The 20,680-nt window shown below is 66.3% G+C and carries 17 protein-coding genes; 4 read left to right on the forward strand and 13 right to left on the reverse strand.

Translation table 11 applies throughout. The features are described from left to right. Together treS and AC2JAJ_RS03930 are read right to left on the reverse strand one after the other, a co-directional pair. Positions 1-1,794, reverse strand: a complete 1,794-nt coding sequence (treS, locus tag AC2JAJ_RS03925) for a maltose alpha-D-glucosyltransferase (protein WP_221385586.1) — start codon at positions 1,792-1,794, stop codon at positions 1-3. Beyond that, entirely contained in the window at positions 1,791-3,833 is a 2,043-nt protein-coding gene (locus AC2JAJ_RS03930) for an alpha-1,4-glucan--maltose-1-phosphate maltosyltransferase (RefSeq protein ID WP_486416747.1), read from the reverse strand. Before AC2JAJ_RS03930 ends, treS begins: the two co-directional genes overlap by 4 nt. Before the next feature lie 191 nt (positions 3,834-4,024). Between AC2JAJ_RS03930 and glgP the strand changes: the two genes are divergently transcribed. Together glgP and AC2JAJ_RS03940 are read left to right on the forward strand one after the other, a co-directional pair. Continuing rightward, on the forward strand, positions 4,025-6,643 hold the full coding sequence (glgP, locus tag AC2JAJ_RS03935) for an alpha-glucan family phosphorylase (RefSeq protein ID WP_221385585.1): 2,619 nt from the start codon (positions 4,025-4,027) through the stop codon (positions 6,641-6,643). Positions 6,644-6,705: 62 nt separating this feature from the next. After that, the gene (locus tag AC2JAJ_RS03940) at positions 6,706-8,505 is read left to right on the forward strand and encodes a thiamine pyrophosphate-requiring protein (RefSeq protein WP_486414198.1); all 1,800 of its coding nucleotides are present in this window, start codon (positions 6,706-6,708) and stop codon (positions 8,503-8,505) included. Positions 8,506-8,538: 33 nt separating this feature from the next. On the opposite strand, the gene AC2JAJ_RS03945 is transcribed toward AC2JAJ_RS03940, so the two are convergent. From AC2JAJ_RS03945 to AC2JAJ_RS03980, 8 genes are all read right to left on the reverse strand, one after another. After that, positions 8,539-8,895: a barstar family protein gene (locus AC2JAJ_RS03945; protein WP_221385583.1), complete on the reverse strand. Its 357-nt coding sequence runs from the start codon at positions 8,893-8,895 to the stop codon at positions 8,539-8,541. 7 nt (positions 8,896-8,902) lie between these two features. Next, a complete protein-coding gene (locus tag AC2JAJ_RS03950) occupies positions 8,903-9,379 on the reverse strand; it encodes a guanyl-specific ribonuclease (protein ID WP_486414197.1) in 477 nt (158 codons plus the stop codon). Positions 9,380-9,391: 12 nt separating this feature from the next. Then, the gene (gene glgX / locus AC2JAJ_RS03955; protein ID WP_473695297.1) at positions 9,392-11,500 is read right to left on the reverse strand and encodes a glycogen debranching protein GlgX; all 2,109 of its coding nucleotides are present in this window, start codon (positions 11,498-11,500) and stop codon (positions 9,392-9,394) included. A gap of 88 nt (positions 11,501-11,588) precedes the next feature. Beyond that, entirely contained in the window at positions 11,589-12,578 is a 990-nt protein-coding gene (rlmB, locus tag AC2JAJ_RS03960; protein WP_486414196.1) for a 23S rRNA (guanosine(2251)-2'-O)-methyltransferase RlmB, read from the reverse strand. 105 nt (positions 12,579-12,683) lie between these two features. Then, positions 12,684-14,150, reverse strand: coding sequence for a cysteine--tRNA ligase (gene cysS / locus AC2JAJ_RS03965; RefSeq protein ID WP_473695295.1), 1,467 nt, complete (start codon positions 14,148-14,150; stop codon positions 12,684-12,686). Between the two features lie 9 nt (positions 14,151-14,159). Continuing rightward, positions 14,160-14,675 carry a 2-C-methyl-D-erythritol 2,4-cyclodiphosphate synthase gene (gene ispF / locus AC2JAJ_RS03970; RefSeq protein WP_486414195.1) on the reverse strand — a complete coding sequence of 172 codons (516 nt, stop codon included), beginning with the start codon at positions 14,673-14,675 and terminating at the stop codon, positions 14,160-14,162. Between the two features lie 2 nt (positions 14,676-14,677). After that, positions 14,678-15,460 carry a 2-C-methyl-D-erythritol 4-phosphate cytidylyltransferase gene (ispD, locus tag AC2JAJ_RS03975; RefSeq protein ID WP_501053370.1) on the reverse strand — a complete coding sequence of 261 codons (783 nt, stop codon included), beginning with the start codon at positions 15,458-15,460 and terminating at the stop codon, positions 14,678-14,680. Between the two features lie 123 nt (positions 15,461-15,583). Beyond that, complete coding sequence (locus tag AC2JAJ_RS03980) at positions 15,584-16,066, reverse strand: CarD family transcriptional regulator (RefSeq protein WP_009357288.1); 483 nt, start codon at positions 16,064-16,066, stop codon at positions 15,584-15,586. Between the two features lie 271 nt (positions 16,067-16,337). On the opposite strand from AC2JAJ_RS03980, the gene AC2JAJ_RS03985 reads away from it, so the two are divergent. Next, a complete protein-coding gene (locus AC2JAJ_RS03985; RefSeq protein WP_221385623.1) occupies positions 16,338-16,922 on the forward strand; it encodes a hypothetical protein in 585 nt (194 codons plus the stop codon). An 88-nt stretch (positions 16,923-17,010) separates the two neighbouring features. Here AC2JAJ_RS03985 and AC2JAJ_RS03990 read toward each other — a convergent pair whose 3' ends face one another. Beyond that, positions 17,011-17,691: a response regulator gene (locus tag AC2JAJ_RS03990; RefSeq protein WP_221385576.1), complete on the reverse strand. Its 681-nt coding sequence runs from the start codon at positions 17,689-17,691 to the stop codon at positions 17,011-17,013. Beyond that, a complete protein-coding gene (locus AC2JAJ_RS03995) occupies positions 17,688-18,935 on the reverse strand; it encodes a sensor histidine kinase (protein WP_486416746.1) in 1,248 nt (415 codons plus the stop codon). The genes AC2JAJ_RS03990 and AC2JAJ_RS03995 overlap by 4 nt, the downstream gene beginning before the upstream one ends. A gap of 205 nt (positions 18,936-19,140) precedes the next feature. Here AC2JAJ_RS03995 and phoU point away from each other — a divergent pair, with 205 nt between their 5' ends. Then, the gene (phoU, locus tag AC2JAJ_RS04000) at positions 19,141-19,803 is read left to right on the forward strand and encodes a phosphate signaling complex protein PhoU (RefSeq protein WP_221385575.1); all 663 of its coding nucleotides are present in this window, start codon (positions 19,141-19,143) and stop codon (positions 19,801-19,803) included. Positions 19,804-19,883: 80 nt separating this feature from the next. On the opposite strand, the gene AC2JAJ_RS04005 is transcribed toward phoU, so the two are convergent. Next, positions 19,884-20,630 (reverse strand): phosphoglyceromutase, encoded by a 747-nt coding sequence (locus AC2JAJ_RS04005; protein ID WP_221385574.1) that lies wholly within the window; start codon positions 20,628-20,630, stop codon positions 19,884-19,886. Positions 20,631-20,680: the final 50 nt, after the last annotated feature.

The following is a 20,680-nucleotide window of genomic DNA, read 5'->3' on the forward strand; positions in this document are numbered from 1 at the left end:
TCAGTTCTCTATCGACAGGATGGGCATGGCCTGGGTGTAGGGCGAGGACGGGTTGGACGCCGCGGACCTGACGCGGAGCCAGAAGAAGTCGTGGCTTCCCAGTGTCAGGGTCAGGCTCCCGTCGTCATTGATGCCGGGGAACGGCTGGCCGCCGAAAACGTCACGCAGGCCGCGCCCGGCGTAGTCGGGGACGCGCAGCCTGGCAGCGACGGGGTGCTGGGAGAGGTTGAAGGCGCAGAGGACGCTTTCGCCGGCGGCACCGGCAGGGTTGTTGTCCGGAAGCTCGCGGAGGTACGCCAGCACGGCGTCGTGGTCTGCTTCAACATGCTTGAATCCGCCCAGGCCGAACGCTGGGTGGTTCTTGCGGACGCTGAGGATCTGCCGGGTCCAGCGCAGCAGCGAACCCGAATGGGCAGCCTCGGCTTCCACGTTGGCCATGCTGTAGTTGTACACCAGCGACTGGATGGGCGGCAGGTAAAGCTTGCCGGGGTCGGCGTTCGAGAAGCCCGCGTTCCGGTCCGGGTTCCACTGCATGGGGGTGCGGACCGCGTCGCGGTCTTCAAGCCAGATGTTGTCTCCCATGCCGATCTCGTCCCCGTAATACAGGAACGGGCTGCCCGGTAGCGAGAGGAGCAGGGCGTTGATCAACTCGATCTCCGCCCGGGAGTTGTCCAGCAGCGGGGCCAGGCGGCGCCGGATGCCGATGTTCGCACGCATGCGCGGGTCCGGCGCGTACCAGCCGAGCATGGCTGCGCGTTCATCGGCCGTGACCATTTCGAGGGTCAGTTCGTCATGGTTGCGCAGGAACGTGCCCCACTGCGCACCCTCCGGGATATCCGGGGTGTCGCGCATGGTCTCGATGATGGGTGCGGCCTTCTGGTCCCGGAGCGCGTAGTACAGGCGCGGCATGATCGGGAAGTGGAACGCCATGTGGCATTCGGGTTCATCTTCGGTGCCGAAGTACTCCACCACCTCGTTGGGCGGCTGGTTGGCTTCGGCGATGATGACCCGGCCTGGATAGCTTTCGTCCACCATGGCGCGCAGTTGGCGGAGGAACTCGTGGGTGGCCGGGAGGTTCTCGCAGTTGGTGCCTTCCTCCTCGTAGAGGTAGGGAATGGCATCAGCCCGGAACCCGTCGATGCCCTGGTCCAGCCAAAACCGGACGACGTCGAAGAGCGCGTCGATGACCTTGGGGTTTTCGAAGTTCAGGTCAGGCTGGTGGCTGAAGAACCGGTGCCAGAAGAACTGGCGGCGGATGGGATCGAAGGTCCAGTTCGATTCCTCCGTGTCCACGAAGATGATGCGGGCGTCCTGGTATTTCTCGTCGGTGTCGCTCCAGACGTAGAAGTCACCGAAGGGCCCATCCGGATCCTTCCGGGATTCCTGGAACCAGGGGTGCTGGTCGGAGGTGTGGTTCAGCGGCAGGTCGATGATGACCCGCACGCCACGGGCGTGGGCTTCGGCCACCAGTCGCTTGAAGTCGCTGATGGTGCCGAACTCATCCAGGACCGAGTTGTAGTCCGAGATGTCGTAGCCACCATCCCGCAGGGGCGACTGGAAGAACGGCGGCAGCCAAAGGCAGTCCACGCCCAGCCACTGAAGGTAATCCAGCCGGTCGATGAGCCCGGAGAAATCTCCGGACCCATCGCCGTTGGCATCCGCGAAGGCCCTGACCAGCACCTCGTAGAACACGGCCTTCCGGTACCACAGCGGATCATGCTGGAGGCCGGGTGCATTGAGCTCGAATGTGTTCTTGGGAGTGAAATGGCCGGAACTTTGCGGATTGAAATTCACGAATGCATTCTCCTCACGCTCAGGATGTGGGCCGGCTCCACGTGCGGGTCAAGGCGCACGTAGTTGTACTCGCCCCACTCCCAGCTTTGGCCGGAGATCAGATCATCCACGTAGAAGCCGCCGCCCGGCGTGAGGTCCTGCGGATCCAGTTCCAGGGCCGCCAGGTCCAGGGCCACGCTGCATTCCTTAGTGACGTGCGGGTCCACGTTGACCACCACGATGAGGGTGTCCTTGGACCCGTCGGGAAGCGTCTTGTGCTTGGAGTACACCACTGTGGACTCGTCCGTGCTCTGGTGGACCGTGAGGTTCTGCAGGTCCAGCAGCGCGGGGTGGTCCCGGCGGATGTGGTTCAGCCGGGTGATGTAGGGAGCCAGGGTGCGGCCGGATTCAGAGGCGGCGTCCCAGTCGCGGTGCTTGTATTCGAACTTCTCGTTGTCGATGTACTCCTCGGCGCCCGGCCGGGCCACGTGCTCGTACAGTTCGTAGCCGGCGTAGACGCCCCACAGCGGGCTGCCCGTGGAGGCAAGGACGGCCCTGACCCGGAACGCGGCGGGGCCGCCGTACTGCAGGTACTCGGTGAGGATATCCGGCGTGTTCACAAAGAAGTTGGGTCGGAAGAATGCCGGGGACTCGTGGCTGACTTCGTTGAAGTAGGCCTCGATCTCCTTCTTGGTGTTGCGCCAGGTGAAGTAGGTGTAGGACTGCTGGAAGCCGGCCCTGCCCAGTGCGTGCATCATGGCCGGCCGGGTGAAGGCTTCGGCCAGGAAGACGACGCCGGGAACTTCTTTATTGACTTCCGCAATAAGCCATTCCCAGAACCACACCGGTTTGGTGTGCGGGTTATCGACGCGGAATATCTTTACCCCGTGGCTGACCCAGAGCAGCACAATCCGGAGAATTTCGCGGGAAAGCCCTTCAGGGTCATTATCGAAATTGAGCGGATAAATGTCCTGGTACTTCTTGGGTGGATTTTCCGCATACGCAATACTGCCGTCCACCCGCGTGGTGAACCACTCGGGGTGGGACTGCACCCAGGGGTGGTCCGGTGCCGCCTGGAGGGCGAGGTCCAGGGCAACCTCGAGGCCAAGTTCGTTGGCCCGCGCCACGAAGGCGTCGAAATCGTCGAAGGACCCGAGGTCGGGATGGATGGCGTCGTGGCCACCCTCCTTGGCACCGATGGCCCAGGGCGAACCGGGGTCGTTGGGGCCCGCCACCAGCGTGTTGTTGGGTCCCTTGCGGTGCTGCACGCCAATGGGGTGGATGGGCGGCATGTAGAGGACGTCGAATCCCATGGCGGCCACGGCGTCGAGCCGCTTGGCGGCGGTGCGGAAGTTGCCGGAGGTCCAGGCGCCGGTGGTGTGGTCCTTGACGGCGCCTTCGGACCGGGGGAAGAACTCGTACCAGGCGCCGCGGCCGGCGCGGTCCCGCTCCACCAGCAGGGGGAACTCTTCGGAGACAGTGACGAGCTCACGGATGGGCTCGCGGTCAACGATGCCGGCAACCTCGCGGCTGAAACCGGCTGCGAGCCGTTCTTCCGTGCCGCGGGACTGGTCGGCCAGGACGTCGGCGGCGTGGCGGAGCGTTTCCCGGTCCGCTTCGCTGCGGAAGTCCTCCTGCGCTGCGTCGGCCAGCAGCTTGGCACCTTCGGCGAGCATGAGTTCGACGTCGATGCCCGCATCGATCTTCACCTCGGCATTGTGATGCCAGGTTCCGTAGCGGTCATGCCAGGCTTCGATGACAAAGGACCAGTTGCCGGTTTCCGACGGCGTGAGGATGCCTTCCCAGCGGTCCGTGCCCATGCCTCGTTCCCCGCGGGGCGGCGCGAGCCGGACGCGCTGGCGCTCGGCTCCGGCTGGGTCCAGGAGCACGGCGCTGACGCCGAGCTGGTCATGGCCTTCGCGGAAGGCGGTGGCACCGACAACGATGCCCTCCCCCGGCACTGCCTTGGCCGGAAACCTGCCGCCCTCGACGACGGGCTGCACGGCGGTGATGGGAAAACGCCCGAACCGCAGACCCTCGGTGATGCGGCGCTGGAGCATTTTGGTTGATGCGGCACTGGTTCCTGAGTTAGTCGTCACAGGCTCGACGTTAGCGAGAAACGGCGAAGATTGCTAAGGCTGCTCATCAATTTCGCCGTGCCGCCCGCCATTTTCTTCATGCCCCGGTCATTTACCCAAAAGAAACCCAATGCTGGTTCCCGGCAGGCAGGTTGTCGGTTAGTGTGACGCAGGTGAAGGCAATCCGCAGGTTTACGGTCCGTACAGTCCTCCCTGAGCCCATTCGGCCGCTTGCCCGGCTGGCCAGCAATTTGCGGTGGTCCTGGCACCGCCCCACCCGCGAGCTGTTCGCCGGACTGAACCCGCGCCTCTGGGAGGAAAGCGGGCAGGACCCCATCGGTTTCCTGGGCATGGTCAGCCGTGAGGAGTTCCAGCAGCTTGCGGCGGACCAGTCGGTGGTGGACCGGGTACGGGCGGCGGAACAGGACCTTGACCGGTACCTCGACGAGCCGCGCTGGTACCAAGGGCTGGGTCCCGACGCGCCGGCCTCCATTGCCTATTTCTCCCCCGAGTTCGGCATCACCGAAGTCCTCCCCCAGTACTCCGGCGGCCTGGGCATCCTGGCCGGCGACCACCTGAAGGCCGCTTCGGACCTGGGCGTGCCGCTGATCGGCGTGGGCCTGCTGTACCAGGCCGGCTACTTCAAGCAGTCCCTCTCCCGGGACGCCTGGCAGCAGGAGACCTATCCTGTCCTGGACCCTGACGGGCTGCCCCTCACCCTGCTCCGCGAGCCCTCCCCCGACGGCAACGGCAAGGCGCTGCAGATCTCGCTCCCCCTGCCCAACGGCAGGCGGCTTCTGGCACACATCTGGCGTGCCGACGTCGGGCGTGTCCCCCTGCTCCTCCTTGACTCCAACGTTCCGGGCAACGATGACGCCGCCCGCAGCATTACCGACCGGCTCTACGGTGGCGGCGGGGACCACCGGCTCCAGCAGGAGCTGCTGCTGGGCATGGGCGGCGTGAAGGCCCTGCGCGCCTTCCAGAAACTGACTGGCTGCGCCGCCCCGGAGGTGTTCCACACCAATGAGGGGCACGCCGGTTTCCTGGGGATCGAGCGCATCCAGGAACTCATGTCCGGGGAGCAGCCGCTGACCTTCGACGAAGCCCTCGCCGCCGGGCGGGCCTCCACTGTGTTCACCACGCACACCCCGGTGCCGGCGGGCATCGACAGGTTCGAGATCGCCCAGATCAGCCACTTCTTCCAGGCCGGCCTGGCGCCGGACGTGCCGGTGGACCGGATCCTGGAACTGGGCCGGGAGAACTATGCGGACGGCAACCCGTCAGTCTTCAACATGGCCGTGATGGGCCTGCGGCTGGCCCAGCGTGCCAACGGCGTTGCCAAGCTCCACGGCGAGGTGTCCCGCAGCATGTTCTCCGCCCTGTGGCCGGGCTTTGACCATTCCGAGGTGCCCATCACCTCGGTGACCAACGGCGTGCACGTGCCCACCTGGGTGGACAGCCGCATCTCCAAGCTCGCCCGGGACCAGTTCGGCAGCGAAGCGGAAGCGCTGGGTAAATGGGACCTCGCCTACAACGTCAGCGACGCCGACGTGTGGGCGCTGCGACGGGAGATGCGGGCAGCGCTGGTGGAGGATGTCCGGCGCAGGCTCCGGGCAGCGTGGAAGAAGCGCGGCGCCGCCGATGCCGAGCTCGGCTGGACAGACAGCGTCCTGGACCCGGACGTCCTGACCATCGGGTTTGCCCGCCGGGTGCCCACCTACAAGCGGCTCACCCTGATGCTGCGCGAGCCGGCGCGGCTGAAAGCGCTGCTCCTGCACAAGGACCACCCCATCCAGCTGGTCATCGCCGGAAAGTCGCACCCTGCGGACGACGCCGGGAAGAAGATGATCCAGGAGCTGGTGCGGTTCACGGACGACCCCGAGGTCCGCCACCGGATCGCGTTCCTGCCAAACTACGACATCGCCATGGCCAGGACGCTGTTCCCCGGCTGCGACGTCTGGCTGAACAACCCGCTGCGGCCGCTGGAGGCCTGCGGCACGTCCGGCATGAAGGCGGCGCTGAACGGTTCGCTGAACCTCTCCGTCCTGGACGGCTGGTGGGATGAGATGTACGACGGCGAGAACGGCTGGGCGATCCCCACCGCCAACAACGACGCGTCCCCCGAGGAGCGGGACGACATCGAGGCGGCGGCGCTGTACGAGCTGCTCGAAACGCAGGTGGCGCCGCGCTTCTACGGAAGCACCGTGTCCGAGGCGGCAGGCGCGGCCGGCCCGTCGACCACCAGGAGCGAGAAGGTCCCCACGCACTGGGTGTCCATGATCAAGCACACCCTGTCCCACCTCGGCCCCGCAGTCTCCGCCGAACGCATGCTCCGCGACTACGTGAACATCCTCTACCGCCCCGCGGCCGAGGCGGGACGCAGTGCCACCGCGAACTCCTACGCGCAGGCGCGGGCCCTGGCCGCGTGGTCCGCGAAGGTGCGTGCCGCCTGGCCCCAGATCCATGTGGAACACGTGGATTCGGTGGGCGTGTCCGAGGACCCGCAAATCGGTGACACCCTCCAGGTCAACGCATACGTGGCCCTCAATGCGCTGACCCCGGAGGACGTCTGCGTGGAAGTGGCATACGGGAAGGCTGAGGAGAATGACACCCTCGCCGACATCACCATGATGGAGCTGAAGGTCCAGGAACATTTGGGCAGCGGCCGCCACCTGTTCAGCGGTTCCCTGGTGATCGACCGTTCCGGGCCTTTCGGCTACACCGTCCGGGTCCTCCCGCGGCACGACGCCCTGGCTTCCAAGGCCGAGCTCGGACTGATCGTCAACGCTTAGGCGCCGCTCCGGTGGGTAAGGCTCCTGCAGGCAGGGCCCCAACCCCGACGCAGGAGGACACCATGACCGAACGTACCGTGGCCGACGCCATCGTGGAGCGGCTCAGGACCTGGGGAGTGAACCGCGTCTTCGGATACAGCGGTGACGGCATCAACGGCTTCATGGGTGCGCTCCGCAGGACTGAGGGCAGCACCGAAGGGCAGGTTGAGTTCGTCCAGGCCCGGCACGAGGAAACCGCGGCGTTCATGGCGGTTGGCCACGCGAAGTACACCGGTGGCGTGGGCGTGGTGACGTCCACCCAGGGTCCTGGCGCCGTGCACCTGCTCAACGGGCTCTATGACGCCAAGCTGGACGGCGTTCCGGTGGTGGCGATCGTGGGCCAGCAGAGCCGCACCGTGCTGGGGTCCGCCTACATGCAGGAGATCGACCTTCCCGCCCTGTTCAAGGACGTGGCGTCGCAGTTCGTGCAGCTGGTCAGCGCGCCCGAGCAGGTTCCCATGGTTCTGGACCGTGCCTTCAGGACTGCGAAGGCCACCTCGTCGCCCTGCGTGGTGATCGTCCCCCACGACATACAGTCAGCACCCGCACCCGGGCTGGAGCAGCAGCACGGGATCGCGGTGACGGCACCGTCCTGGAGTGCCGCGGCCAAGACGCCGCGGGACGAGGACCTGGACGCCGCCGCTGCGCTCCTGAACTCGGCAGAGCGTGTTGCCCTCCTGGTGGGACAGGGAGCGCGCCGGGCCGGACAGGAAGTCGTTGCAGTGGCGGAGAAACTCCAGGCCGGGATTGCCACCAGCCTGCTGGGCAAGCCCTATGTCGATGAGAACCTGCCGTTTGCCGTCGGCACGATGGGCCACCTGGGCACCACCGCAAGTGCGCACCTCCTGGGCAACTGCGATGCCCTGCTCATCGTGGGCTCCAACGACCCCTGGACCGAGTTTTATCCGCCGCCCGGCGCGGCCCGCGCCGTGCAGATCGACATCGACGAGAAAAAGATCGGCAACCGCTACCCGGTGGAAGTGGGCCTGGCCGGGGACGCCGGCTCCGCCCTGGAAGCCTTGAACAGCAGGCTCGAACACCGTCCGCGCAGCCAATGGCGCTCCGACGTGGAGGAACAGGTCAGCCGCTGGCGCATCCTCGCCGCCGACCGCGCCGCTGTTCCTGCCAGCCCCGTCAACCCGGAACGGGTGGTCCGCGAGCTCAACGGCCGGCTCCCGGCGGACGCCCAGGTGAGTATCGACGTCGGCAGCTGCGTGTACTGGTATGCCCGGCAACTGATCTTGCCGCCCGGCGTGCCCGTGCACCTGTCCGGGACGCTGGCCAGCATGGGATGCGCCATCCCGTACGGCCTCGCCGCCAAGCTGGCCAGGCCCGACCTGCCGCTGGTGGCCTTGGCCGGGGACGGTGCCATGCAGATGTCCGGCCTGGCCGAACTGGTGACCGTGGCGCACCGCTGGCAGCAGTGGCAGGATCCGCGGTTCGTGGTGTGCGTCTTCAACAACCGTGAGCTGACCGAGGTCACGTGGGAGCAGCGCGAGTCCGAGGGCGAACCGCGGTTCGCCGACAGCCAGCAGCTTCCCGATTTTCCCTTTGCCGGCTATGCGGACCTGCTGGGGCTCCGCGGCATCCGCGTGGAAGATCCGGAGGACATCGGCGCTGCCTGGGAGGAGGCCTTCGCCGCGGACAGTCCCGTGGTGATCGAGGTGCTGACCGACCCCGAGGTGCCGCTGCTTCCGCCGTTTCCCGCGGGCCGGGAGAAGGCGGAGAGCATGCGCAAGGGCCTGGCAGCGGAGGACGACGGCGGCCGGGCCGCCGCGTTGCTGGACACCTACGCTTCGCAGGAGGAGCGCAAGCAGGCCTGACTCCTCCCCCGTGGCCTTCAGCCGGACGCGCTCCTACAGCAGGACGGCGGTCACGGCCAGGTCCTTGCCGGCGTAGCGCTCGGCGTCCTGCAGGATTTCGCAGATGATGCCGAACGACCTGTCGGCGCGGAACGGAGCAGCCACCTGCCACAGCACGGTGACGGGAGGGTTGCCGTTGTCGGTGATGCTGTCCGCGAAGTCGTGGAGTGAATCGTTCAGGGCATCCAGGTTCACCCCGTAGTGCTCCGGGAAGCTGAGGACCTCGCCGAAGGTTTCCAGGACGGCCCGCTTGCTGTCGGCGGGCGGGACCACGAGGCTGCGCCGGCCGGCGTCGGCCACCTGTTCCTGCAACTCTTCCAGGGTCCAGGTATCGCCGGAGAAAATCTTCATGGTTGTGCTAGCTGCCTTCCGCTATGTACTTGAACGTTTCGTAGTGGTCTGCCGTGTAGTACTTTTCCCCGTCCCCGCCGGCCACGATGCGGCGGGCACCCCGGTCGGATTCGCCCGGCGTGGGAACCGTGTATTCGCGGTAGTACCCCTTGTTCCGCTGCGGCAGGACCCGTTCGAAGTTGCCGAAGGCCTGGTCGTCCTGGCTGTAGGCAAAGGGGCCGCCGGACCGGATCAGGGCCAGGACCTTCCGTCCCTCCGCCGGCAGGTCCGATTCCCGGATTTCCGGCAGGCTGGACGGGTTGGCGGCGCGGACCGGGCTGGAAGTGGCGCCCGGCGTCGTGCCCTGGCTCTGTTGTCCTTGCCCCGCCTGCCCTTGGCCGAATTGGTCAAGGAGGCTGGTCCCCAGGCCGGTCCCGCCGAAGGCGAGCAGGGCTGCCACCACCAGGGCAGCCAGCAAGAGGGTGCGGACGGAGCGGTTATGCACTGGCAGGCCGGCCTAGGTCCGGTAGATGCTGATGGACTGGGCTTCCACGAGATCCTTTTCCCCGGACAGCACCTCGGTCCCCTGGCGCAGCTTATGCAGCGGCGACGTGGTCAACCGAAGCTCGTAGGTGCGGGGGGAGGAACCCTGGACCGCGCGGGGCAGGGTGACCTGCACGTCCGAGGCGCCGCCGTTCACCACCACCAGGCCCGCCAGGTCGCCGTTCCCGGATCCGAGCAGGAGCTGCATCACCCGGTGATGGGGATCGTTCCAGCGGTCGGCGGACATCGGGTGCCCGTCCTGGTCGAACCAGTGGAGGTAGGACTGTTCGTCCCGTACCGGAAAGTCCCGTGGCTGCGCCGCAAGGAACTCCTTGCGCAGCCGGATGTACCGCTTTGTGCTGCGCAGCATCTCGTGCGCCTCCGGGGTCAGCGTCCAGTCCAGCCAGGTGATGGCGTTGTCCTGGCAGTAGGCGTTGTTGTTTCCCTGCTGCGTCCTTGCCAGTTCGTCCCCGGCCGTGATCATGGGGACACCGAGCGAGACCATCAGCGACGCCATCAGGTTGCGGCGGGACTGGGCGCGCCTGGCCAAAATTGCGCCGTTCTCCGTGGGCCCCTCCACCCCGTGGTTGTAGCTGCGGTTGTCGCCGTGGCCATCGCGGTTCTCTTCACCGTTGGCTTCGTTGTGCTTCCGGTCATAGGACACGAGGTCGTTCATGGTGAAGCCGTCATGGGCGGTCACCAGGTTGACCGAGGCCAGGCGCGAGCGGCCGGATGGCTGGAAGAGGGCGGCGGAGCCGGACAGGGAATCGGCAAGCCTGGCCATCGTGCCGCCATGACCTCCGGACGCCAGTGAAGCCTGGTCGGCCAGCCAGAAGGTACGGACGGCGTCCCGGAAGTGGTCGTTCCAATCCACCCAGCCGATGGGGAACCGCCCGGTCTGCCAGCCTCCGTAGCCAATGTCCCATGGCTCGGCGATCAGTTTGGTGTCGGACAGGACGGGGTCGGCGGCAACAGCAGTGAGGAAGGGGTGCTTCGGGTCGAATTCGTTCTCCGCGTTCCGGCAGAGCGTGACGGCGAGGTCGAACCGGAAACCATCGATGTGGTACTCGTCCACCCAGTAGCGCAGTGAATCGACCACCATCTGGACCACGCGCTGTTCGCTGAAATCCAGGCTGTTGCCGCAGCCGGTGGTGTCCACATACCTGCCATGGCTGTCCATCCGGTAGTACGTGTCCTCGCCGAGCCCGCGGAAGCTGAGGACCTGCCCGTCGGCACCGCCTTCGGCAGTGTGGTTGTAGACGACGTCGAGGATGACCTCCAGCCCGGCCGCGTGGAGCGACTTCACCATGGCCTTGAACTCGTCCTGGACTGCCTGGGGGCCCACTTCCTGGGCGGCCCGGGTGGCGTAGGCGGGGTGCGGGGCAAAGAACGCAGCAGTGTTGTAGCCCCAGTAGTTGGTGAGCCCGAGGTCCTGCAGGTGCGGCTCGTCGATATGGAAGTGAACCGGCAGGAGTTGGACGGACGTGACGCCCAGGCTGGTGAGGTGCTCGACGACGGCGGGGTGTGCCAGCCCCGCGTAGGTTCCACGCAGCTCTTCCGGAACATCCGGATGGAGCATGCTTTGTCCGCGGACATGGGCTTCGTAGATGATCGTGTTGCGCCATGGCAGGCGCAGGCGATCGTCAGTACCCCAGTCGAAGTCGGTGGCCGTGCGGACGCTGGTGACGACGCCGTCGCGCTGGTCGATGCCGTGGCAATACGGGTCCAGCAGCAGGGGCTGGTTGCCGGGCCCCTCCACATCCACGGCGGGTATTGCCAGCGGCAGGGACTGCCCGTCCCGCGCCGGACGGAAGCCGTAGCGCGAACCGTACGGCAGGTCCTCCACGATGCCGTGGTGCACGCCCCCGGTGGTGTTGGGAAGGGCCTGGACCCGCCACTTACCGCCCGGCGGGCAATACACGACCTCCAGGCTGGAAACCGCGGGGGCGAAGCAGGCCACGTTCGCACGGCCTCCGGCGTGGTGGCGGGTGCCGCCGGAGTCAGTGCGCGGAACGCTCACGCCAAGTGGAACAGCCGTGGAGGCCTCCATGGCGGACGTGGTGTCGAAAAGCGGCATGACCATCACCTAAATAGTAGCCGCCAGCGGCATCTGGCCAGCCCGGACGCCCCTGCGGCGCCGGGTGGTGTGTGGAATTTATGTGGGAGTCGGGCTACTTTGCGGCGCGCTGCCGGGAAACCTCGTACAGCGAGATGCCCACGGCCATGGAAGCGTTGAGTGATTCCATCGCGGAGTCGATCGGGATCGAGACGATCTGGTCGCAGTTCTCCCGGACCAGGCGGCTGAGCCCCTTGCCTTCCGAACCCACCACTATGCACACCGGTTCCTTCGCCAGGGTGAGGTCCGGCAGTGAAACGTCGCCGTCGCCGTCGAGCCCCAGCACGAAGATCCCCATGCCCTTGAACTGCTTGAGGGCGTTGTTCAGGTTGGCCGCGCGCGCCACCGGGACGCGGACCGCGGCACCGGCGCTGGTCTTCCAGGCCGAGGCGGTGACGCCAACGGAGCGGCGCTCGGGAACGATGACCCCGTGGCCGCTGAAGGCGGAGACGGAGCGGATGATCGCGCCAAGGTTCCGGGGATCCGTGATGCCGTCAAGCGCGACGAAGAGCGGCGCGTTGGCAACGTGCCCCTTCTTCCACTTGTCCACTGTCTCTTCGGCCAGCTCGTAGGCGTCCGCATAGTCGTAGGGCGGGATCTGCAGAACCAGGCCCTGGTGCACGGCGTCGTCGGTCATCCGGTCCAGCTCGGGTTTGCCGGTCTCCAGCAGCGGGATGCCGCGTTCGGCGGCGATCTTCAGGGACTCCTTGACGCGGTCGTCCATTTCGATGCGGATGGCCACGTGCAGCGCCTTCGCGGGGATGCCGGCGCGCAGTGCCTCCACCACGGAGTTGCGGCCGGTGACGACTTCCTCGGTGGCGCGTCCCTTCGGGCCGGACTTGCCGGCCCCGGCGCTGCGGGCACCGGCGTTGCGCTTGGCGGCCGAGCGTTCAGCCAGCTGCCTGGCTTTGTGGGCCTTGTGGTAGACGCGGTCCTCTGCCTTGGGCGTGGGCCCCTTGCCCTCGAGGGCCTTGCGCCCGTGGCCCCCGGTTCCGATGGTTGGGCCCTTCTTCGCTTTAACCGATCGGCGACCATTGTTGGCCATGATGTTCCACCCTTGATTGTGCTGACTGACTCTGCCTACCAGTCTACTGACCAGGAAAAAATCGACTGGTTAAGGCGTCTGGATCCGGCCGCTGCCCGGGTGCGTTCAGTCGCGGCGCAGGTTCCAGGTGGCACCGTCCGGGCCGTCTTCGACAACGATCCCGGCCTGCTTGAGGGTGTCGCGGATGGCATCGGACGCGGCCCAGTCCTTGTCCGCCCGCGCCTGGGCGCGGGCGGCCAGCTGCGCCTCCACGAGGACGCTGAGGGCCTCGGCCTCGCGGGTATCCGCCGCTGCCGTGCCTGCGACGGCGTTGAGGCCCAGGACATCCGTCATGGCAGTGGCGGCATGCATCGCATTCCGTGCGGCCTCATCGTCGCCGTCAGCCAGCGCTGTGTTTCCGGCCCGGACGGTTTCGTGCAGTGCCGCCAGGGCACGCGGGACGTTCAGGTCGTCGTCCATCGCTTCCTCGAACGCCTGCATGCTCCCGCTGGACGGTCCGTAGTTCCCGGCGACGACCCCGGACCCGCCGCCGAAGCGCGCCACGGTCTTGGCCAGGAACCCGTCGATGCGCTCGACGGCGGCCGCGGCTTCCTGGAGGGAAGTGGGCCGGTAGTCCAGCACGGAGCGGTAATGCGCCTGGCCGAGGTAGTAGCGCACCACGCGGGGCGAAGCCAGCTCCAGCATCTCTGCGGGGCTGATGGTGTTGCCGATGGATTTCGACATCTTCTCGCCCTCGTAGGTCACCATGCCGTTGTGCATCCAGAAGTTGGCGAACGGGTGCCCTGCCGCCTGGGACTGTGCCATCTCGTTTTCGTGGTGCGGGAAGCGCAGGTCCAGGCCGCCGCCGTGGATGTCGAATTCGGTGCCGAGGTACTTGGTGACCATCGCGGAGCATTCAAGGTGCCAGCCCGGACGGCCCGCTCCCCAGGGGGATGCCCAGCTGGCCGTGGCAGGTTCCCCTGCTTTGGACCCCTTCCAGAGGGCGAAGTCGCGCGGGTCCTTCTTCCCCCGGGGGTCGGCGTCCGGAGCGGCCTGCATGTCCTCGATGTTCTGCCGGGTCAGTGCGCCGTACTTGCTCCAGGAACGGACGTCGAAGTACACGTCGCCGGAGTCGTCCAGTGCCGGGTAGGCGTGCCCGCGGTCGATCAACTGCTGGATCAGGGCGTGCATTTCCGGGATGTGCCCGGTGGCCCTGGGCTCGTAGGTGGGACGGGAAACGCCCAGGGTGTCGTATGCCTTCAGGAATTCCTGCTCGTAGCGGTAAGCCAGCGCCCACCATTCCTCGCGCGGCACCTCACCCGGCTCGGGGCTGAAGTCCGACGCGAAGGACGCCTCGGATTTGGCGAGGATCTTGTCGTCGATATCCGTGACGTTCCGGACCACGGTTACGCGCAGCCCGCGGTACTGCAGCCAACGGGTCAGCTGGTCGAAGGCGATGGCGGAGCGGATGTGGCCCACATGCGGCATGCCCTGCACCGTGGCCCCGCAGTAGTAGAGGCTGGCCTTGCCCTCGACCAGGGGGACGAAGTTCCGGACTTCGGCGGAGGCAGTGTCATAGAAGCGCAGGGTCACCGCTCCAGATTAGCCGATGCCTTGCCGGTGCCGCGGGTAGACCAGGGCGGTGGCCACCGCGGAGACGCCTTCGCCACGGCCAGTGAAGCCCAGCCCGTCACTGGTGGTCGCCGTGACACTCACCTGCGCGCCGGCCGCCTCGCTGAGGACCCTCTGCGATTCTTCCCGGCGAGGCCCAAACTTGGGCCGGTTGGCGACGAACTGGACCGCCACATTGCCGATCTCGAAGCCGGCCGCCCTGACGATCCTGGCGGCTTCCGCGAGGAGCGTGGCTCCGGAGGCGCCGGCGAATTCGGGCCGGTCAGTACCGAAATGGGTGCCAAGGTCGCCCACACCAGCGGCGGAAAACAGGGCATCGGCAGCTGCGTGAGCCACGGCGTCGCCGTCCGAATGCCCGGCGAGGCCGCGTTCACCGGGCCACAGGAGGCCGCCCAGCCACAGGGGCCGGGGCAGGTCCTCGGGGGTGTACGCGTGGACGTCGATGCCCACGCCGGTACGCGGGAGGACCGGCTGCTGTGCGTCCATGACTAGCCCTCCACCCAGCGGGCTCCGAGTGGCCCTTCCAGCAGCCCCTCGGCGAAGATCAGGTCAAGGGGCGTGGTGATCTTCAAGGACTGCGTGGAGCCGCGGACCACGTGGACCGGCGTCCCCAGCATCTCAACCAGCATGGCGTCGTCCGTGACGGCCGTCGATTCCTGCCCGTCCAGGTCCTGCGCGGCCCGGTGCGCCGCCAGCAGCGTATCCAGCCGGAAGCCTTGCGGGGTCTGGACCGTCCGCAGTTCCCCACGCGCCACCGTCCCGGTCACCAGCTCGGGGGCGAGTGCGGCGTCGCTCCCCGTCGTTGCTGCCACCGTCTTGATCGTGTCCACAACCGGCAGGGCGGGAATGACGGCAGCCGCGCCGGAGGCCAACGCGTCAGCCACCCGGTGGAATACGGACTCAGGGGCAAGTGCACGGGCGGCGTCATGGACCAGGACCGCCTCGATGCCGTCCATCAGCGCCGCGATGCCGGCCCGGACGGAGTCTGCCCTGGTTGCCCCGCCGTCGACGACGGTTACCAGGGGGCCGCCGTCGGCAAGTTCCGCCCGGAACTCCTCGCACAACTTGCGCAGGCCCTCATCCCCTGCGGGCAGGGCAACACAGACCTGGGTAGCGACTTCGGAGGCGACAATGCCCCGCAAAGCATGCATCAGGATCGTCTCGCTTCCCAGCGGCACCGCCGCCTTGGGCATGCCGTAGCCAAGCCGTTGCCCCGAACCTGCGGCAACCACGACGACGGCGGTGACCAGGCGGGATGGTGTTTCACTCATGCGGACTAGCCTACGACGGCGCCGCTTGCGGTGAGTGCCGAAGACGCCCGGGGTTTCGGGGCGGCAAAGTTTTAGGGCAAAAAGAAGCCCCGGTGGCACTTGGGTGCCGCCGGGGCTTAATTCTTAGGAAGCCAGGACCTCGTCGAGAACGCTTGCAGCCTTCTCCTCGTCGGTCTTTTCAGCCAGCGCCAGTTCTGAAATCAGAATCTGGCGGGCCTTGGCCAGCATTCGCTTCTCGCCTGCGGAAAGGCCCCGGTCGTGATCACGGCGCCACAGGTCGCGGACGACCTCTGCCACCTTGATGACATCACCGGAAGCAAGCTTCTCCAGATTCGCCTTGTACCTGCGCGACCAGTTGGTGGGCTCTTCGGTGAACTCGGCACGAAGCACATCAAACACGTGCTCCAAGCCATCCTTGCCCACTACGTCCCGGACCCCAACAAGGTCAACGTTTTCTGCTGGAACTTCAATGGTCAGATCACCCTGAGCCACCTTGAGCTTGAGATACATTTTCTCTTCGCCCTTGATGGTGCGCATCTTGATCTCTTCGATCTTCGCGGCACCGTGGTGAGGGTAAACTACTGTCTCGCCGACCTCAAATACCATGTGGACATTTCCCCTTTCCCGCAGACCAGTTTATCACGATTCAGGCATATGACCGGCCGGAGAAAGGGCTCCCAACCGCAGAAATACGCGGAAAAACGGCCCAATCGACCCCCTCAACCCCCTTGACGGATCGGGATAATAGTGCATCGCGTGAGCGTTCCCACTGCCGATGTGACAGTGCCGAATCATTGTTTGCCCCTGTTTGCGGATAGGCTATGGCTGAAAAAGACTTCAAAATTCTCGAGGAGTACGTGACGTGCGTTCCACTGCGATGAACCGGGCCCAGCGCGGCAAACTGGCACTGACGGCTGCCGCCCTTGGCGTCAGCCTGCTGACCGCAGGCTGCGGTTACATCACGCCCCAGCAGACCAGCCACCAGTACTCCGCCTCTGACGGCATCCGCGCGGACCTCGGCCCGCTGCAGCTGCGCAACATGCTCATTGTCTCCGCGGGCGAAGACAAGCCGGGCCGCCTGATCGGCGCCGTCTACAACTCCTCCTCGAAGGACGTGAAGCTCACGGTCAACGGTGCCAAGGGCTCCCAGACTGAAGTTCCGGTGAAGGCCAACTCCTACACCCTGCTGAACGAAAACTCTGACGAAGCGATCCTGAGCACCAGCGGCGGCAAGCCTGGTTCGCTGGTGGACGTCAAGATCAGCGAAAACGGCACGAACGTGTCCAGCACCGTCAAGGTCCCTGTCCTGGACGCCACCTTGGCGGAGTACAAGGACTACCTGCCGGCGTCCAGCACCCCATCGCCCAGCACCTCGGCTGGCCCGACGTCGTCGGCTTCCCCTTCCGGGACCGCCAGCTCTTCCGCAAGCCCCAGCGCATCCGCCACCACCGGCGGACACTAGGCGCGCACGGCAGGAAAGGCATAGCAAAAGGGAGGGACCGTACGGTCCCTCCCTTTTGCTATGCCTGCCTTTTCGCTATGCCTGCCGCCTACGGCTCGAACTTGTACCCGAGGCCGCGGACGGTCACCAGGTAGCGGGGAGCGGACGGGTCGGGCTCAATCTTGCCGCGGAGCCGCTTCACGTGCACGTCCAGGGTCTTGGTGTCGCCGACGTAATCCGAGCCCCAGACCCGGTCGATGAGCTGGCCCCGGGTCAGCACCCTGCCGGAATTCCGAAGGAGCATTTCCAGGAGCTCAAACTCCTTCAGGGGCAGCAGCACCTGCTCGCCGCCAACGCTTACCACGTGCCGTTCAATGTCCATCCGGACCGGCCCCGCCTGCACCGTGGACGACACCAGTTCCTCCGGCTCCCCCTGCCGCCGCAGCACTGCCCGGACCCTGGCCACCAGTTCCCGGGAGGAGTAGGGCTTGGTCACGTAGTCGTCCGCGCCCAGCTCCAGGCCCACCACTTTGTCGATCTCGGAGTCCTTGGCGGTCAGCATGATCACGGGGACGCTCGAACGCTGCCGCAACTGCCGGCACACCTCAGTGCCGGAGAGCCCGGGAAGCTGCAGGTCAAGCAACACCAGGTCTGCACCGTTCCGGTCGAATTCGGTGATGGCGTCGAGCCCGTTGTCCACCACCTCCACCTCGAACCCCTCTTTACCCAGCAAGTAGGACAGGGGGTCGCTGAACGACTCCTCGTCCTCCACAATCAAAATCCTGCTCAAGCGCTAGCTCCTCGTTCTTTTGCGCCGGCGGCGCGGGATCCTTGGACGACACTCTGCTGGGCGGCCGCTTCACGGGCCGTCGCCAGGGCCGGGACCGGGGAAGCTGGAACCTTTTCGCCGCCCTCCTGCTCTTCCATCTCGGGAAGGCGGAGGGTGAAGGTGGAGCCCTGGCCCGGCTGGGACCAGAGCGTGACCTCGCCGCCGTGGTTTGATGCCACGTGCTTGACGATGCTCAGGCCCAAGCCGGTACCCCCGGTGTGGCGGGAGCGCGCGGCATCCACCCGGTAAAAGCGTTCAAAGACCCGTTCCTGGTCCTCGGCGCTGAGCCCCTCCCCCTGGTCGGTCACGGAGATGGAGACCAGGCCTTCCTTGGAACGCACCCCGATCCCCACCCGGGTGTTCGCAGCGGAATAGCGGATGGCGTTGTCGATGAGGTTCCGCAGCGCCGTGACCAGGAGGTCCTGGTCCCCGAAGACCTTCCCGTCGGTCCGGCCGCCCACGACGATGGTGATGTTCTTGCTTTCCGCCGGAAGCTGCGAGCGGTCCACGGCTTCGGCGATGACCGCGTTGATGTCAACCGGGCGGCCTTCCTGGATCACGCTGGCCCCCTGCAGGCGGGACAGTTCGATGATGTCCTGGACCAGGGCGGCCAGGCGGGCCGATTCCTTGTGCATGCGCTTGGCAAAGCGCCGGACGGCCTCTTCGTCGTCGGCAGAGGATTCGAGCGCCTCCGCGAGCAGGGAGATAGCGCCTACCGGTGTCTTCAGTTCATGCGAGACGTTGGCAACGAAGTCGTTGCGGATCTCCTCGGTACGCGTGATCTCAGTCCGGTCGTCGGCAAGGAGCAGGATGTATTCCTCACCCAGCATGGCTGCCCGGACCTGCACGATGATGGTCCCGTGCCCGAGCGGACCGCGTGGAAGCTCCAGTTGCCGCTCAAGGATGACGCCGTCCCGGCGCACCCCGGCGGTCATGTCCAGGAGTTCCTTGTGCACCACGGTGTGGCCGCGCACCAGGCCGTAGGCATAGGCTGCGGGGCTGGCACGGACCACGCCGTCCACATCGTCCAGCACCACGAAAGCGCGTCCGACGACGGCCAGCACCTCGGCTGCGCCCGCTGGCAGCGCGGGCTCCCCGGCGTCGACGTCCAGCAGCTCGCGCTGCTTTTCGCTCACCCGGTAGGCGAGCACGCCGAACGTGCCGAGCGCCAGTCCGATAAGGCCGGCCACCAGACCGATGAGCATAGGATCCACAGCTCCACTTTATGCTCCTGCTGGCCGTGGCCCGGCGCGTCCGGCCCCTTCAAGCCAACGGTTCAACTAACGTTCACCTTCATGCGCATAATCGTTTACCGGGTGCTGGCAAAGTTGCTGGTTGGAGCGCCCATTGGCGACACAATTCCTGCTGCCCTCGTGCGGGCGGGGGGAGTTACAAGGAAAGGACGCCGACGTGCGTAAGGTTTTTCAGGAAGAGCTCACCCAGGTCGGTGACCAGCTGGTGGAGATTTCGCGGCTTGTCAGCGAAGCGATGGAAAAGGCCACCACCTCGTTCCAGGTGGCGGACGTTGACCTCGCCCAGGATGTCATTGCGGCGGATGCGCGGATCGACTTCCTGCAGAACAGCCTGGATGAGCGGGCCATCGACATCCTGGCCCTGCAGGGTCCGGTCGCCAGTGACCTGCGGATGATCGTGGGTTCCCTCCGGATGAGCGCCTCGCTTGAGCGGATGGGCGACCTCGCCCGGCACATCGCCCAGCTCGCGCGCCTTCGGTACCCTTCGACCGTCATTCCGGCATCCATGACGGAGACCTTTAACAAGATGGCGGAGCTGGACCAGGAGATCGCCGAGAAGCTCACCGTCCTGCTGGAGACCCGGAACCTTGAGCTGGCCCGGGACATCCTGAAGGCGAACACGGCGATCAACGACCTGCACCTGAGCGTCTTCAAGGCCATCGCGGCCCCCGAGTGGGTCGAGTCGCCCGCCACGACGGTGGACGTGGCCCTGGCCAGCCGCTACTTCGAACGCTTTGCGGACCATGGCGTCTCCGTCGCCCAGAAGGTGACGTACCTGGTCACGGGTGCCTGGCAGCCGAACGGCATCGAGCACAGCTGACGCCCGGTCCGAACACCGGGAAGCACGACGGCGGGCTGGTCACCTAAGGTGGCCAGCCCGCCGTCGTACGCGTTAATGCCTTATTTTTTGCCCTGGTTGGCGACGGCCAGGATGGCTTCCTCGGCGGCCTCCGGGTCCAGGTAGGTGCCGCCCGGCTTGACCGGCTTGAAGTCCTCGTCCAGGTCGTAGACCAGCGGGATGCCCGTGGGGATGTTCAGGCCGGCGATCGCTTCGTCGCTGATGCCGTCCAGGTGCTTGACCAGGGCGCGCAGCGAGTTGCCGTGCGCCGTGACGAGGACGGTCTTGCCTGCCTTGAGGTCTTCCTTGATGTCCGATTCCCAGTAAGGCAGGAGCCGCACCAGGACATCCTTCAGGCACTCAGTACGCGGCAGCGCATCGCCGAGGCCGGCGTACCGGGGGTCGTGGGCCTGCGAGAACTCGGAGTCGTCCGACAGGGGCGGCGGCGGGGTGTCGTAGGAGCGGCGCCATTCCATGAACTGTTCCTCGCCGTATTCGGCCAGGGTCTGGGCCTTGTCCTTGCCCTGCAGCGCGCCGTAGTGGCGTTCGTTCAGGCGCCAGTCGCGCTTGACCGGGATCCAGCCACGGTCGGCCTTGTCCAGGGCGATGTTCGCCGTGTTGATGGCACGCTTCAGCAGGGAGGTGTAGAGCACGTCCGGCAGGACGTTGTTCTCCACCAGCAGCTCACCGCCGCGCGCTGCTTCCGCGCGGCCCTGGTCGTTCAGGTCGACGTCCACCCAGCCGGTGAACAGGTTCTTGGCGTTCCATTCGCTGTGGCCGTGGCGCAGCAGAATCAGCTTGTAAGTCATGATTTTCATCCTAGCCGAGCGCTGTCGCCGCCTGCCCAGCGTTACAAGGC

Source organism: Arthrobacter sp. MOO21 (assembly GCF_057369995.2).